At 59.6% G+C, this 15640-nt stretch carries 14 protein-coding genes and 3 tRNA genes; 10 read left to right on the top strand and 7 right to left on the bottom strand.

Annotation, left to right across the window (positions count from 1 at the left end; all coding sequences use genetic code 11):
• The first annotated feature begins 4 nt into the window (after positions 1–4).
• The 4 genes from recO to nagZ are packed head-to-tail and all read left to right on the top strand — an operon-like array spanning position 5 to position 3218.
• On the top strand, positions 5–898 hold the full coding sequence (gene recO, locus FH08_RS0138430; protein WP_419178041.1) for a DNA repair protein RecO: 894 nt from the start codon (positions 5–7) through the stop codon (positions 896–898).
• The gene (pdxJ, locus tag FH08_RS0138425; protein ID WP_031363433.1) at positions 895–1668 is read left to right on the top strand and encodes a pyridoxine 5'-phosphate synthase; all 774 of its coding nucleotides are present in this window, start codon (positions 895–897) and stop codon (positions 1666–1668) included. The genes recO and pdxJ overlap by 4 nt, the downstream gene beginning before the upstream one ends.
• Positions 1669–1696: 28 nt before the next feature.
• Complete coding sequence (acpS, locus tag FH08_RS0138420) at positions 1697–2164, top strand: holo-ACP synthase (RefSeq protein WP_031363432.1); 468 nt, start codon at positions 1697–1699, stop codon at positions 2162–2164.
• Positions 2165–2213: 49 nt separating this feature from the next.
• Complete coding sequence (gene nagZ / locus FH08_RS0138415) at positions 2214–3218, top strand: beta-N-acetylhexosaminidase (RefSeq protein WP_031363431.1); 1005 nt, start codon at positions 2214–2216, stop codon at positions 3216–3218.
• A gap of 104 nt (positions 3219–3322) precedes the next feature.
• Here the strand turns inward: nagZ and FH08_RS0138410 are convergent, their stop codons facing one another.
• From FH08_RS0138410 to earP, 4 genes are all read right to left on the bottom strand, one after another.
• Entirely contained in the window at positions 3323–4705 is a 1383-nt protein-coding gene (locus FH08_RS0138410) for a sigma-54-dependent transcriptional regulator (RefSeq protein ID WP_031363430.1), read from the bottom strand.
• 316 nt (positions 4706–5021) lie between these two features.
• The gene (locus tag FH08_RS0138405) at positions 5022–5357 is read right to left on the bottom strand and encodes a BON domain-containing protein (RefSeq protein ID WP_031363429.1); all 336 of its coding nucleotides are present in this window, start codon (positions 5355–5357) and stop codon (positions 5022–5024) included.
• Positions 5358–5650: 293 nt separating this feature from the next.
• Complete coding sequence (efp, locus tag FH08_RS0138400; protein ID WP_031363428.1) at positions 5651–6208, bottom strand: elongation factor P; 558 nt, start codon at positions 6206–6208, stop codon at positions 5651–5653.
• Positions 6209–6465: 257 nt separating this feature from the next.
• Entirely contained in the window at positions 6466–7668 is a 1203-nt protein-coding gene (gene earP, locus FH08_RS0138395) for an elongation factor P maturation arginine rhamnosyltransferase EarP (protein ID WP_051888866.1), read from the bottom strand.
• Between the two features lie 280 nt (positions 7669–7948).
• On the opposite strand from earP, the gene uvrC reads away from it, so the two are divergent.
• From uvrC to FH08_RS0138370, 5 genes are all read left to right on the top strand, one after another.
• Positions 7949–10144, top strand: a complete 2196-nt coding sequence (gene uvrC, locus FH08_RS0138390) for an excinuclease ABC subunit UvrC (protein ID WP_031363426.1) — start codon at positions 7949–7951, stop codon at positions 10142–10144.
• A gap of 85 nt (positions 10145–10229) precedes the next feature.
• Positions 10230–10826 carry a CDP-diacylglycerol--glycerol-3-phosphate 3-phosphatidyltransferase gene (gene pgsA, locus FH08_RS0138385; RefSeq protein ID WP_031363425.1) on the top strand — a complete coding sequence of 199 codons (597 nt, stop codon included), beginning with the start codon at positions 10230–10232 and terminating at the stop codon, positions 10824–10826.
• Between the two features lie 159 nt (positions 10827–10985).
• Positions 10986–11061 (top strand) — tRNA-Gly (locus FH08_RS0138380).
• A 58-nt stretch (positions 11062–11119) separates the two neighbouring features.
• Positions 11120–11195 (top strand) — tRNA-Gly (locus FH08_RS0138375).
• Between the two features lie 117 nt (positions 11196–11312).
• Positions 11313–11386, top strand: a tRNA-Cys gene (locus FH08_RS0138370).
• A gap of 84 nt (positions 11387–11470) precedes the next feature.
• Here FH08_RS0138370 and FH08_RS0138365 read toward each other — a convergent pair.
• Together FH08_RS0138365 and FH08_RS0138360 are read right to left on the bottom strand one after the other, a co-directional pair.
• Complete coding sequence (locus FH08_RS0138365) at positions 11471–12592, bottom strand: hypothetical protein (RefSeq protein ID WP_031363424.1); 1122 nt, start codon at positions 12590–12592, stop codon at positions 11471–11473.
• Positions 12593–12637: 45 nt separating this feature from the next.
• Complete coding sequence (locus FH08_RS0138360; RefSeq protein ID WP_152603028.1) at positions 12638–13669, bottom strand: hypothetical protein; 1032 nt, start codon at positions 13667–13669, stop codon at positions 12638–12640.
• Positions 13670–14087: 418 nt separating this feature from the next.
• Here FH08_RS0138360 and FH08_RS0138355 point away from each other — a divergent pair, with 418 nt between their 5' ends.
• Complete coding sequence (locus FH08_RS0138355) at positions 14088–14576, top strand: GNAT family N-acetyltransferase (protein ID WP_031363422.1); 489 nt, start codon at positions 14088–14090, stop codon at positions 14574–14576.
• A gap of 137 nt (positions 14577–14713) precedes the next feature.
• On the opposite strand, the gene FH08_RS0138350 is transcribed toward FH08_RS0138355, so the two are convergent.
• A complete protein-coding gene (locus FH08_RS0138350; protein ID WP_031363421.1) occupies positions 14714–15343 on the bottom strand; it encodes an SCO family protein in 630 nt (209 codons plus the stop codon).
• Positions 15344–15640: the final 297 nt, after the last annotated feature.

Below are 15640 nucleotides of genomic sequence, written 5' to 3'. Positions count from 1 at the left end.
GTGGATGACCCAGTCCTCCAACGCAGAATCCGATCCGCTCGCCGACGATAACTTCAGCACCGACGAGCCTTCAGCACCTGCGCCGAAAAAGCGCAGGACGGTGTCGGCGTCTGCGAACTCGGCCGCACCAAAAGAATCGAAAGAACCCAAAGCCCCAAGGCCACCGCGCGCCGCGCCGCGCTCGGACTTTCGTATCGCGGAGCAGCCGTCGTTCGTGCTGCACAGCTATCCGTACCGCGAGACGAGTCTCGTGCTCGACGTGTTTTCACGCGATCATGGCCGCGTCGCGCTGGTCGCCAAGGGCGCCAAGCGCCCGCATTCCGCGTTGCGCGGCGTGCTGCAAACTTTCCAGCCGCTGGGGTTATCGTGGACGGGGAAGGGTGAAGTCCGCACCTTGACTCAGGCGGAGTGGGTCGGCGGCATGTTGCCCCTCGCCGGCGATGCGTTGCTGTGCGGCTTCTACGTCAACGAATTGCTCGTCAAGTTCTGCGCTCGTGAAGACGCGCATCCCGTGTTGTTCAATCATTACGTGCTGACGTTGTCGCGTCTCGCGCACGGCGAGCCCGCCTTGCATGCGCTGCGCTCCTTCGAGCGCGTGCTGCTGCGTGAAACCGGTTACGCGATGGCGTTGAATAAAACCATCACGCGCCAACCGGTTCTTGCCGATCAGAAATACGTCTTCGATCCCGAACGCGGGGTGCGCGACGCATCGGATGATGTACCGTCGCAATGGCCGGTGATCGCCGGCCAAACCCTTCTCGACATGGAGAAGGACGAATACAGCCGCCCGCAGACGGCCGCGCAAAGCAAGACGCTGATGCGCTTTCTGCTGAACGTGTATCTTGGCGGCACGCCGCTCGCCACCCGTCAAATCCTGATCGACCTGCAAAATCTATGAGCTTCTTTCTCTCGTCGCCCGCGAACGTGATCGATCTGGGCGTCAACATTGATCACGTCGCCACGCTGCGCAACGCGCGCGGCACGCAGTACCCCGACCCGATCCGCGCCGCGCTGCAAGCCGAGGAAGCGGGCGCTGACGCCATCACGCTGCATCTGCGGGAAGATCGCCGGCATATTGTCGATGCCGACGTTCACACGTTGCGTCCGCTGCTCAAGACGCGGATGAACCTCGAGTGCGCGGTGACGCAGGAAATGCTGGATATCGCCTGCGGCGTTCGTCCGCACGACGTGTGTCTCGTACCCGAAAAGCGCCAGGAACTGACGACCGAAGGCGGGCTTGATGTCGCCGGACAGTTCCAGGCCGTGAAAGCCGCGTGCGAGCAATTGGCGCGGGCGGGCGCGCGGGTGTCGTTGTTTATCGACGCAGATGAAACGCAGATCCGCGCCGCCCATGAAGCCGGTGCACCGGTGATCGAATTGCATACCGGTTGTTATGCCGAAGCCCACGACGACGCCACCCGTCAGAAGGAGTTCGAGCGCGTGGCACGCAGCGTCGATTTCGGCAATTCCCTGGGGCTGAAAGTGAACGCCGGGCACGGTCTCCATTACACCAATGTCCAGCCGATCGCGGCGTTGGAAGGCATCGTTGAATTGAATATTGGCCATGCGATCGTTGCGCACGCCATCTTCGCCGGTTGGGACAATGCGGTGCGCGAGATGAAGGCGATCATGGTGGCGTCGCGCCTTTCTGCCACGGCATCGCGATAAACGCTAACAACCCAATTCAGGCCCAACGATGGCGATCTACGGAATAGGTACGGATCTCGTTCAGGTAAGCCGTGTGGCGGGCGTCATGGAGCGCACGAAAGGGCGCTTCGCCGAGAAGGTGCTCGGGGCGGACGAGCTTCGTGTTTACCACGCACGTAAGGCACGCTCCGAAGTGCGCGGTCTCGCCTTCCTCGCGACGCGTTTCTCCGCGAAAGAAGCGTTTTCCAAGGCGATCGGACTTGGCATGCACTGGCCGATGACATGGCGCGCGCTGCAAACGCTCAACGAGCCGAGCGGCAAGCCGAAGATTGTCGCGTCGGGAGAACTGGCCGACTGGATGGCGGTGCGCGGTATCACCGCCCAGGTCACGATCACCGATGAACGCGATTACGCGGTGTCGTTTGTCATCGCGGAAACGGGCGTGAGTCCGCAAGCAAACCCGGGCGTGAGTCCGCAAGTAAGCGCAGAACCAAACACAGCAACAAAAACCCCCTGACTTTTTCGCTCTCAATTTGAACTCGTTAAAACGCATTCCCGGTCCGGTCATGCTCGATGTGGCCGGCGCGACCCTCTCCGACGCCGACATTCGTCGCATTGACCATCCGATGACCGGCGGCATCATCCTCTTCGCACGGCATTTCCAGGATCGCGCGCAACTCGTCGCGCTGACCGACGCGATTCGCGCGGTTCGTGACGACATCCTGATTGCCGTCGATCATGAAGGCGGCCGCGTGCAGCGTTTCCGTACCGATGGCTTCACCGTCCTGCCCGCGCCGGGCAAGCTCGGCGAGCTGTGGGACCGCGACGTGTTGCTGGCGACGAAAACCGCGACCGCGTTCGGTTATGTGCTCGCGGCAGAGCTGCGGGCGTGCGGCGTCGACATGAGTTTTACGCCCGTGCTCGACCTTGATTACGGACAATCGAAAGTCATCGGTGATCGTGCGTTGCACGGTGACCCGCGCGTGGTGACGATGCTCGCCAAAAGTCTGAACCACGGTCTCGCGCTCGCCGGCATGGCGAACTGCGGCAAGCATTTTCCGGGGCATGGGTTTGCATCGGCGGATTCGCATGTGGCCATGCCTGTGGACGACCGTTCGCTCGAAGACATCCTCTCCGCCGATATCAAACCGTACGACTGGCTGGGCATGTCCCTGGCGTCGGTGATTCCGGCGCACGTGATTTACCCGCAGGTCGACGAGAAACCGGCAGGCTTTTCGCGAGTCTGGCTGCAGGACATCTTACGCGGCAAGCTCGGCTTCAACGGCGCGATTTTCAGCGACGACCTGTCGATGGAAGCCGCCCGCGCAGGTGGAACGCTGACCGAAGCGGCCACGGCGGCGCTCACCGCAGGCTGCGACATGGTGCTGATCTGTAATCAGCCGGATGAAGCGGAGAAGGTGCTGGATCGGCTCACGTTCGTGCAGACGAAGGCATCGCAAACCCGTTTGCGGCGGATGCGGCCACGCGGCGGCGCGCGGCACTGGGGCAAGCTGATGTCGCAGGTGGAATATCAGCAGGCGCGGGCGCTGGTGAAAAGCGCGCTGGGCTGAAGCGCTGCCCAGTGCTGCCTAACGCAGTCGAGTGCAGATAAGAGCAAGCGCAAAAAAAGCCGCCGGTTCAAAAGAACGAGCGGCTTGTTTCAAGCACAGTCCAGTCACTCCAGCTTCATGCGCTGGAGTTTGTTGTACAGCGTCTTCGGGCTGATCCCGAGCAGCGACGCCGCGCGGTGCCGCGTGCCGCCCACCGCCTCCAGCGTTGCACGAATCAGCATGTCTTCAACATCCGCGAGCGCCGTGCCCACCGTCACCTGCACGCTGCTGCCGTTGAGTCCACGGCCGCCCGCACCGCCTTGCTCATCGGCGCGCAAGGTTTCGATAATATCGCCGGACGCGTGATACGCCCGGCGCACCCGCTCACGAAGTTCGCGCACATTGCCGGGCCATTCGGTCGCCAGGCATTCGCGAATGAAATCCGGGCTCACGCGTTTTGGCGCGCCGCTCGTGATGCCGCTCACGTGGTTCTCGCGATTCAGTTCATCGACGAAATGCTCGGCCAGCAAGGCAATGTCGTCGCCCCGGTCACGCAAGGGCGGCAACGCGATTGACGACGCATTCAGGCGCAGGAACAGATCCTCGCGCAATTTGCCGTCGGCGACGGCGTCCTTCACCGGCGTCCGCGTTGCAGCGAGCAGGCGGAAGTCGGTCACGATCTTGTTGCTGCCGCCCACGCGCATGAAGGTCTGCGAATCGAGCGCGCGCAGCAGCGCTTCCTGTTGCGGGATCGGCAACGCATCGATCTGGTCGAGGAACAACGTCCCGCCACCCGCTTGCTCAAGCAAGCCGGGTTCGCGGTTCTCCGCGCCGGCAAACGCGCCGCGTTCGTGGCCGAACATCAGGCTTTCCATCGAGCGGTTGCTGGTTTCGTTGGCCGCGGCGCAATCGAACGAAACGAACGGGCCTTTGCGGCGCCGGCTCATCTCATGCAGCGTGCGAGCGGCGACCTTCTTGCCGGTGCCGCTTTCGCCGCAGATCAACACAGCCGCTTCCGTGGGCGCGGTGTGTTCAATCAGATCGTAGACATGCTGGATCGCACCGCTGCGCCCAAGCAATCCACCGAAATGACCGAGTTGGCGCAGCGTGGAGCGTAACGCCCGCACTTCTTCCGTCAACTCATAAGGGCGCGGAATACGGGCGAGCAAGCTGCGCAGGCGCGGAATGTTGACCGGCTTCAGCAGGTAGTCCCAGATCCCTTGCCGCAAGCCCTCGATAGCGCTCTCCACCGTCGCGTTACCCGTCATCACAATCACAGGCAACGCACCACCGGGAGGTTGCGCCGGCAGGTGGTGGAGCAGGTCGAGACCGCTGCCGTCGGGCAGGTTCAGGTCGACCAGCACGACGTCCGGGATGAAGCGCGTCAAGGCAGAGCGCGCTTCGGCGAGCGTGGTCGCGGTATCGACGGAAAAACCGTCGGCCGCGAGGATGGCGGACAGGCCGGAAAGGCTGTTGGGATCGTCTTCGACAATCAAAGCGTGTGGCATGGCGGACACGACGTATTAAATGGTCTGAAATTCGTTCCGTGCCGGTCGCCTCCAATGGCGAGATCCAGCGGCGGACGCCTCGATGCCGGGCTACGTCGGCGTGGGCTGTTGGCAGGATGACGTCAAGGTGTCACTTTCCCGCTTAAGATTCCAGCCCTCTCCCGACGTTGCGGGGTCTTTGTCCTGCGCTTCCTGATGTGTTCCTGAAGCGGTCTTTCTGAAACGCGTTCTTGAAATGCCGTATTTGTCTGAGCACTGTCCAAGCACGACTCGCTCCCGACGCGATCGCTCGGCGCGTTGGCGTGATCTGGGCGTGCTACTGCGGCTTCACGTTCAGCTCGTTCTTGACCGCCTGCACACCTTCAACGCCGCGCGCGACCCCCACCGCCTTTTGAATCTGGTCCGGCGAATTCACGAAGCCCGACAACAGCACCTCGCCCCGATACGTCGTGACACTCACCGCCAGCGACTTCAGGCCCGGATCAGCGAGTAATGCTGCTTTCACCTTGGCGGTCAGTGAGGAGTCGGCGGTATATTCGCCCGCCGATTCGTGCGTCGGTGTCGATGAACATCCGGCAGTGATCGCGACTACCGGTACGGCACATGCAACAGCAACAACTAGACGGGCGAGAGCGGTTTTTGTAATTGGCATGGTCGTGTGTTGTTGTTGGAAAATTCGACGCCATCACAGCGCAGTCACAACTAGCACAGCAGGTTTCATGCCATCTTCAAGGTTGTGAAAAATCAAGGTTTTAGGGGTCAACATCGCATCTCATGCAGGAATCACCTGAAAATTTTGAGAAACGGTCCGGTAAAGTTTGCCTGAATTGGCAATAATGTTCAGCAAAAAGAAAAAGCGCCCCGAAGGGCGCTTTTTTAATTCTTTTTTACCTGGAGCGTACGAGCGCGTACGAGCCGGCTTTGGCAGCCGGCCCGCTGAAGCCATTAAGCGCGGCTGCGATACTCGTTGGTACGGGTATCGATTTCGATCTTGTCGCCAATGCCGCAGAACAGCGGCACTTGCAGTTCGAAACCCGTCCCGAGCTTGGCGGTCTTCAGGACCTTGCCCGACGACGTGTCACCCTTGACAGCCGGTTCCGTATAAATGATCTCGCGAACCAGCGTGGTCGGCAGTTCCACCGAGATGGCTTTCTCGTTGTAGAACACCACTTCGCATGGCATGCCGTCTGCGAGGTAGTGCAGGGCGTCGCCCATCATGTCGGCTTCGACTTCAAACTGGTTGTAGTCGGCGTCCATGAACACGTACATGGGGTCGGCGAAGTACGAGTACGTCACTTCCTTGCGGTCGAGCTGGACGACGTCGAACTTGTCGTCCGCCTTGTACACCGTTTCCATGTTGCCGGTGGAAAGAAGGTTACGGAACTTCATCTTCACGACCGCGGAATTGCGGCCGGATTTGTTGTACTCGGCCTTCAGCACGACCATGGCATCGCTGCCGATCATCACGACGTTGCCGACGCGGAGTTCTTGTGCGGTCTTCATATTAAAAAACTGTCCTGTACGAAAATGTGAGCCTGATCGCTGTAGTGTGGACGGCCGGCTCGTGGCAGGGTCGCAAGCTTCAATCGAAATTAAATCGCAAACCCGGGCGCTGTAGCCGCCTCACTGACTATTCATTGACTATGCTAACGATTCCCACCGTGCTGAATCCACGATGGGCCACTGTGGGAATCGTCCGAATTCTTCCGAATTCGTCCGGAACTGATGGCGTTCCGAACTGCAAGCCGTTGGATAACCGCTTATTTTAACTGAGTTTTCGCGAATTCCGCCAGATTTCCAGCCAGATTGCCAACGCTCGCCAGTTCCGCGGCCCAATCGGCGGCGCGGCGTTCCAGCAGCGCGCGGTTTTGCCAGAAATCGTCCCAGTCCGGGGCGCCCACACCGTTCCACGCGTGCCAGAAGCGTTCCAGCGCGGCCCGCGCCCCGTCCGGCAGGCCGTTCGCGTAGTGTGCGAGCGCGGCGTCGAGTTTCGGCAGGTGCGCGTCGTCGCCTTGCGGGTAGATGTGCCAGACAAATGGTTTTTGCGCCCATTGCGCCCGCACGAACGAATCCTCGCCGCGCACGAAATTCAGGTCGGCGGCCCAGAGCAGGGCGTCGAAAAGCGGCTGTTCGACGAAACCCAGCGCGTAAGCCGAGAGCGATCCGCTTGTCGCCTTGGCCCCCGCGCGAAAGTCCGGCAGGCCGAAAAAGCGGGCAACTGCACCGGAAATGCGTCCTTCCGGCACGAGCAACGCGATCGGCGTGGCGGAATTGCGCCATTGATCAAGCAGCGTATCGATGGCTGGATTTTCGTACGCGAACATTGAAATGACGGTCGTGCCGGACGGCGGCGGCGCGATGCCAACACGCGCGTGCCACCAGGCATCGCGACCGAACGTCTCGCGCTCGGTATCAAGAAAACGCTCTTTCAATACACCACCGGTGCCCGGGCCCAGGCCGGGGAAAAAGAATGTCTTGTCGAGCGCGTGCCGCGGATGCGGCGACGGCCTCAGATGGAAATCCGCGACCCAATCCTCCGCGCTCAGATACTCGAGATTCAGCCACACGGGCTTCTTCTCGCGGCGTGCCATCGCGCTTACGTATACCGCCGGCAGTTCGCAGCCGAACGCCTCGATCACGACATCGGCGATCTGCAGCGTGTCGCCGGCGTGCGACGGCGCATGCCAGTGTTCAATCATCACGCCCGCCGCACTTTGGCGGTCGAGCGCGGGATCGATGTCGGGGCAGAGCGCATGAAAGGCCTTGAGGTCATCGACGAACAGCCGCACTTGCCAGTCGTGTTCGCTGGCTAGTTGGCGTGCGAGCCGCCAGCAGACGCCGATGTCGCCGAAATTGTCGATGACCGCGCAGAAAATATCGCACGCGATGTCGGTGGCTGGAGCGCCGGGATCGATGCTGGCGTGGCCGGAAGCAGCCGGCAATTGTTCCGATGAAGACGGCATGGGCAATAGAGCGGCAATGAACCGCTAATGAATGGTGAAGAATGGTGGACAGCGGTTTGAACTAAACTGGCGTTTTCAAGGATAACGATTCGTGCGGTGCGGTGCGGTGCGCTGCGTTACTGTTGCGTTACGGTCCCGCTACGGTCGAGTCCGAGGCATGCTTGGGCCGGCGTAGTTCTCGCGGACTCGGGCGTGCGTCGCGCTTCGTCCACGCTCCGCCCGAAACCTATAAGACTATTTTGCTGAACTCAAGCTACGCGCTCCCCGCCATCATCCCTGCATGACAGACTCCGACGTTTTCGACCCTAAAAAAAGCCTGGCTCAGTTGCCGCATTTGCCGGGCGTGTACCGCTATTACGACGAGCAGGGCAACGTGCTGTACGTCGGCAAGGCACGCGACCTGAGAAAACGCGTGTCGAGCTATTTTACGAAGACACTGCTTTCTCCGCGCATCGCGATGATGGTCACGCGCATCCGCAAAATTGAAACCACGGTCACACGGTCCGAAGCTGAAGCGCTGCTGCTTGAGAATAATCTGATCAAGGCGCTCGCGCCGCGCTACAACATCCTGTTTCGCGATGACAAGTCGTATCCGTACCTGAAGCTTACCGGTCACAAGTTTCCGCGCATGGCGTATTACCGTGGCGGCGTCGACAAGAAGAACCAGTACTTCGGCCCGTTCCCCAGCGCGTGGGCCGTGCGCGAAAGCATCCAGATCCTGCAGCGCGTTTTCCAGTTGCGCACCTGCGAGGATTCCGTTTTTACGAATCGCACGCGGCCTTGTTTGTTGCATCAGATCGGACGCTGTACCGGTCCGTGCGTCGGCCTGATCAACGAGGAGGATTACGCACGCGATGTGTCGAACGCATCGCGTTTCCTGCTCGGACGCCAGGGCGAAGTGATGAAGGAGCTTGAGCAGAAGATGCACGCGTTCGCCGCTGATCTCAAGTTCGAACAGGCCGCGGCCGTACGTAACCAGATGAGCTCGCTGTCGACCGTGCTGCATCAGCAGGCCATCGAGGTAGGGGGGGACAACGACGTCGATATCCTCGCGGTCGTCGCGCTGGGCGGCAAGGTGTGCGTGAATCTCGCGATGGTGCGCGGCGGCCGGCATCTCGGCGACAAAGCCTATTTCCCGACGCACGTAGAAGCGGCCCTGTCGATAGAAGACGCGATGCCGGAAGAGCTTGCCGGCGATGACTTCGTGGACGGCGTGGCGAATATCGTCATTGAACAAGTCGATGCGGATGCGGACGAGATCGCGTTGCCATCAGGCACGCTCGCGGCGCGCGAGCAGGCGTTCGAGGCCCACGCCACGACGGATGAAATGCAGGAGGAGATTGCCGAAACCGGCGCCGCGCCGCTGGATGACGCGACGGAATCGGAACGTCAGGGCGCGCTTGAAGCTGAAGTGCTGGAGGCGTTCATCGCCCAGCATTACATCGGCAATCGCGTGCCGCCGGTGCTGGTGGTGAGCCACGCGCCGACGAACCGTGAGCTGGTCGATCTACTGATTGAGCAGGCGGGGCACAAGGTCGTGGTGCTGCGTCAGCCGCAGGGACAAAAGCGCGCGTGGCTGTCGATGGCTGAATCGAATGCGAAGCTCGCGCTTGCGCGGCTGTTGTCCGAACAGGGTTCGCAGCAGGCACGCACGCGTTCTCTTGCCGACACCCTGAGCTTTGAAATGGACGATCTGGCACAGTTGCGGATCGAATGTTTCGACATCAGCCACACGATGGGCGAGGCGACTCAGGCATCGTGCGTGGTGTATCACCATCACAAGATGCAGTCGGCCGAATATCGGCGCTACAACATTACCGGCATCACGCCGGGTGACGATTACGCCGCCATGCGCCAGGTCCTCACGCGCCGCTACGAGAAGATGCTGGCGCAGGCCGCCGCGCGAGCCGCTGATGAACCGCCGCAGGAAGAGGTGGAAGCAGTTGAGTTAGAGGGCGAAGCGCAACTGGAGCCAACCGGTACCGCCGAAGCCGAAGCCGATGTCGCTGAACCCGTACCGTCGGGCGGCCGCTTGCCGAATATCGTGTTGATCGATGGCGGCAAGGGCCAGGTCGAGATCGCTCGGCAAGTGTTCGCCGAACTGGGCCTCGATCGCAGCATGCTGGTCGGTGTGGCGAAGGGGGAAGGGCGCAAGGTGGGCCTCGAAACCCTGATTTTCGCCGATGGCCGCGCAGCGCTCGAACTCGGCAAGGAGAGCGCCGCGCTGATGCTCGTCGCGCAAATCCGCGACGAAGCGCACCGCTTTGCAATCACCGGCATGCGTGCGAAACGGGCGAAGACGCGACAGACATCGCGGCTCGAGGAACTCGAGGGCATTGGTGCGAAACGGCGCCAGCGGTTGCTGTCACGCTTCGGTGGCTTGCGCGGCGTGCAGGCGGCGAGCGTGGAGGATCTGGCGAGCGTCGAAGGCATTTCGCAGGCGCTTGCCGAGCAGATCTACCGGCAGTTGCATTGAGCGCAACGTCCGGCCGTCCGGCCCGTCGTCTTGTGACATATAGGGCGACGCGGCACAATGGCACCTCTCTATAAGAGTCACGCCCATGCCGTTTAATTTTCCGATTTTCCTGACGTGGCTGCGAATTGTGCTGATTCCGCTCGTCGTGGGCGTCTTCTATTTGCCGGACGTGATGATGAGCCCGGACCATCGCAACCTGCTTGCAATGGTCATCTTCGTGCTGGCCGCGCTGACCGACTGGTTCGACGGCTACCTCGCGCGCAAGCTCAATCAGACATCGGCATTCGGCGCGTTTCTCGATCCCGTTGCAGACAAGCTGATGGTCACCGCCGCGCTGCTCGTCCTCGTGCAACTGATGCGGCTGAACGCGGTGATTGCGCTGGTTATCGTGGGACGTGAGATCACGATTTCGGCGTTGCGGGAATGGATGGCGCAGATCGGGGCATCGAAGAGCGTGGCGGTGAATTCGCTCGGCAAATTCAAGACTGTCTGCCAGATGGTCGCCATCCCCATGTTGCTGTTCTACGGGCCGCTGAAAATTGCCGGCACGCCGCTTGTTATCGATACGCGTGTGTGGGGGCTGTGGCTCATCTATGTTGCTGCGTTCCTCACGGTCTGGTCCATGCTCTATTACATGAAGCTCGCATGGCCGCAGATCCGTGAACGGGGTGGCATGCTTTGATTCAGATTGGAGACCGTTTAAAAGTGATGGGGCACATACAAAGCTCTTGACACTAAAGTTCGGGTTCTCCATAATCTCGTTTCTGTCGGGTGAACGCAGAACAACGCGAAGCCTGATGAAGTACAAAAGCAGTCAATTGGCAGAAGAAGTCAGCAAGATGCGGGAGTAGCTCAGTTGGTAGAGCGCAACCTTGCCAAGGTTGAGGTCGCGAGTTCGAGCCTCGTCTCCCGCTCCAGATTAAAGAGGTCATTGGCAATGGTAAGCCGGTGGCTGGCAGTAAAATGCAGGACCATGCGGGAGTAGCTCAGCTGGTAGAGCGCAACCTTGCCAAGGTTGAGGTCGCGAGTTCGAGCCTCGTCTCCCGCTCCAAAAAAAGGGGAAGCCAAGCTTCCCTTTTTGTTTGGTGGACCAGTTCAAGATGTTGACGTTGGGTTGGCGTTGGTTGGTTTTACCAGACACGGATTGCAACATGTAAGTCCCGCTTCTGGCGCGATAGCAAAGCGGTTATGCAGCGGCCTGCAAAGCCGTTTAGGCCGGTTCGACTCCGGCTCGCGCCTCCAGGATTCAAAGAAAAAGCCCTGACTCGTCAGGGCTTTTTCTTTGTCTGCGGCGTCTCAAGAAACGACTCGGACTCAGTCCGCACCTCACCGTCCGCGTACCGTCTCAACGAGTGTTCTCCACGGGCTGTTGGCTCGCTTGCGCGCGGCCCAGCGATGATTGGGCAATGCCACAGCAAGCCAGGGTTCGCTATGCCCGACGAAGCGTCGAGCATGGAAGCGATACGGCGCCTCAAAGAGATCAACATACGCGCGTCGATAATGCTCGACCATCGCCGCTTCCTGATAGTAGGTCTCCATCCACTGCCGCGAGGCCGCACCCAACTCCGTGCGCAGCGCCCGATCCCACAGCAGTTCGCGAAGCGGACCCTCGGCCTCTTCCAGCCGCACATCGATCCACGGCAATTCAAGAGCGCCCGTCAGGGCCCTCAGCTGCGATTGAACGCGATTATCCAGATGACCCAAAGTGGGTTTCCCTTGCGACAACGCTTCCAGGCCACTCAAGTGATAATTGCCCGTCACGCATTCATCGATGGCAATCGCCGCTTGTTGCTTGGCCCGCAAACACGCGTCATGCGGCGTATCGACAATCAATTGAAGCTTGCATAAGCCCTTGCGCTCCAGTTTGCGCAGCAGCTTGAGTGTCTGCGGAACGCCCTTGGTTTCCCAGCGAGTTTTCCACGCAGATGACCGGCCGCTCGGAGAAAACGTAACGATTGGTATGTCGTCCTCATTGCTACGGCTCTCCGGACCGGGCAGGTAGCGGGGATCGTTCAGCGGGATCACATTGGGAACCACCCGGGCGAAGGGGTAATAGCGCTCGGGACCCTGCGCAATAACGAGTTGCGGCACGTCCTCGTAGACAATCCGCTGGATCACTCCGGCATCGCCCTTGGCCCAGAGATCCGGGGCTGAATGGTATTGCTTGATGATTTTTTTCGTGCCGAATCGCTGATGTAAATTCGGACCGAATGTCTCATCGAACGAGAAGAACTGATGGACGTGAATGACGTCGGCGTCCGCTATGACGTCGAGCGCCTGCTGCTGCTGAGTCTTCCAGTCGATATCCACAGCAAAAGTTCGGCTGCGGTACGCGCTGCTATTGAAGACGATATGCCGCGCTTGGACATCAGTGAGCCGATTGAGTGCGGAAACAATATTGCCGGGACTTCCGGCAACCGGCGTATTGGAAATGTGAACGACTTTCATCACGCGATTCCGCGCCAGGTCCGGACATACGACTTCAGCCGCGAACTATTCCTGTTCAAGAGATTGCTCAAGAGAGGCAGGAGCCAGCGAGTGCCAGTCGTCCTTTTCGATAATGTCGCTTCCAAGCGCGCTCTGCGCCGAGAGGTTCACCACCCGTACGCCGCGACGGCTTAACAGCGGGGCAGCATGGCGGAACGACGGTTCTATGAAGGAATTAAAATCACTGTCCAGCGCGCTAGGCTGCATGTTCTCTTTGGTTTCGTAGAAGCGTGGTGTTTTCGCCGCGTTCAGCAAGTCGAGTCCGTGCATGAAGATGGTATTGAACCCGAGGGAGGTGAGGACTTGCAAACCCGTATAAGCCACGGTACGGCCATCGAATATGCCCCGCCTGATGTTAAAGCTGAAACCCAGCGTCGGCTCCTCCTCGAACAGCACGAGATCCGGGCTTGCATGCGTAGAAAGAAGTTCGTTTTTATGTAATGCGCGCTTGCAAGCGGGATATTGAATATCTTCAATTAAAAATACCCGGCAACGAAACTCGGATAACGGAAAATATTGCGCGATGTACCATAATACTAATGGGGTCGCGAATAACGTCAGCTTTTGCTGAAGCACCCGCGCTACGAGGTCAGGGCGCTTTCGGATAAACCCGGCATCCACGATGCAATAATATTCAAACCGGACTGGATGCGCGTCTTGCAAAGCGATTGCGCCGTTTACTCCCATGACGTTATGCAGATCAAGCGCACTATAATCGATGTCATTGACCGAGGGGCCCGTGGCAATCAGATGGCAATCACCTGTCCGGGACGCGATCAGATCATCCGGATTCTCCACCGGCAATTCATGGCCGTTAACCGACATGCGCTCTAAAAACCCGTGCGAATTCCGCTCAATGGACACGCCGTGCCACAAGCGCTCGTTATGTCGATACGCATTGGAGTGGGACCAACGATAAACAAGTTTGAAAAACGTACTGGACAAGCGTTGCGCCGGCTTGGGCCATGCATATTCGTGCACTATCGACATCTCGCTTGCAACGGATTGAGATGGCCTTATCTGGTCTACCGAAATCATAGAGCGCACCACTCCAGAAATGCGACGTGAAAATGAAGCGCCCGACTGGGTGACGGCTAGTCTAATTAATCGTTATCTTCCCTGCGTTACAGAGGGTCCCACAACAGTTACACCTTGTTACCAGTTCGTTAAGGTTCGTTTAACTTAACCAGGGAACGATTATTTTCGACGCACTTATGGCGGCGAGTCATTAACGGAGAGTTAATTGGGACGTAAGCACAATGTCGGTAAGGATTAGCAGTTAGCGGGGCGCTGCCAAACTGTTTTCCTTGCCTTTCCGACTCCCGCAAGTGTGCGCCGCTGACAGGCAAGGAGACACTGTCGCGGGTGCATGCGCGGCATAATTACGGGTTCATGCCTGCCCGCATGTTCATTTCGCCCATGCGCGGCGCAAAAGAATCCCACCGAAAAAGATCCTATGACTGAGCCATTTTCCGAATTCGACTGGCGCTGGAAACCATTCGCCGATCTCAGTGCGCTCGATGTCTACTCCATGCTGGCTGCGCGCAGCGAAGTGTTCGTGGTGGAGCAGCATTGTGTGTATGGGGATGTCGATGGGCAGGATACCGATGCCTGGCATTTGCTCGTGTATCCGCGTTCGGCGGATGCACGGCCGGCGCTCGCCGGTTATCTGCGAGTCCTGCTTCCGAACGCTAAGGGCGACATCGAAAACGCCGATATCCGCATCGGCCGGGTGCTGACCACAGCCGGCTTCCGTGGCATCGGGTTAGGTCAGGCGATGCTCGAACGCACGTTGGGTTTTATCCGCGAACAATGGCCCGGCCAGCCCATACGCCTGCACGCACAAGCGCGATTGCAGCGCTTTTATGTGGGCTTCGGCTTCGAGCCAATCTCCGATGTTCACGTGGAAGACGACATTCCGCACATCTGGATGCGCCTCGTATAGCTGCTGTTCTCGCGCCGCTGGCGAACAACACGGCCACGATAAGCACGGCGGTTACGACGGCGCAAGACGGTTCCCACGCATCGAGCCAGCAGAGATTCGAAGGCATGTTGACGGCGACGCTAAACTCGCTGTTGAAATCAGGAGCCAGTCGAGTCGATCACGCGGCGCAAATCGTGCGTGATCGTATCGATGGAATCGCTTTCGGTAGCGAGCAGGCGCGCGTGGCCGTGGCTATCGAATATATATACGGCCGAACTATGCGTGACGTCATACGCGCCGGAAGGATCGCGTTTTTCCATCTGGTAAGCCACGCGATACCGCTTCGCAATGCTTTCGATCGCCCCGTCCGTGCCGGTCAGGCCGACCGCGTGCTGGGCATCGAACGCGCGCACGTAGTCATGCAGTGCAGCCGGGGTATCGCGGGCGGGATCGACGGTGATAAACACAATGCGCGTGTTTTTCGCGTCAGGCCCAAGTTGCTGCATGACTTGCATCAGCCGCGCCATGGTCTCCGGACACACGTCCGGGCAGTGGGTGTAGCCAAAGTACACCAGCGTTGTCTGGCCGAGGAACGACTGACCGGTGACGGGTTTGCCGGTATCGTCGGTGAGCTTGAAGTCCAGGTCGGGCAGATGGCCGCTGACATCGGTCAGCTTCCAGGGTGTTGTATCAGGGCGGGAGCACGCAGCGAGGCTGGCGCTCAGGATCAGGGTGGTGAGAAGAGCGGCGAACCAGCCCTTGGATGGAAAACTGAACCTGGAAGACATTTTGCAACTCGGACAAGGGTAGGGTGCATCAAGGCGGCAACGCGGATGGGTGATCATGGAGTTGTCGGTGAAGCCATCCGGGTGCCGACTCTATCTCAGAATAGAAGCTTACGCCGGGCGTACAGCCGCGCCGGCACGTGGCCGAGGCGTTATGCCGCAGGCCGACAAGATGAGGTTGAATAGGTGTCGAAGCGGGTTTGATGCGTGTTCGATACGTGGCGGAGGGTGTTGGCTTACCGCACGTGCGTGCAACGAAGGGTCCAACGCCGCTTTCCCAGACGGGGTTACAAAGCGCGG

It is taken from the genome of Caballeronia sordidicola (assembly GCF_000729995.1).
In the GTDB taxonomy this organism is placed as follows: domain Bacteria; phylum Pseudomonadota; class Gammaproteobacteria; order Burkholderiales; family Burkholderiaceae; genus Caballeronia; species Caballeronia sordidicola_A.
The sequence above is the reverse complement of the archived record's forward strand: the minus strand, read 5'-3'. Positions and strand labels throughout refer to the sequence as shown.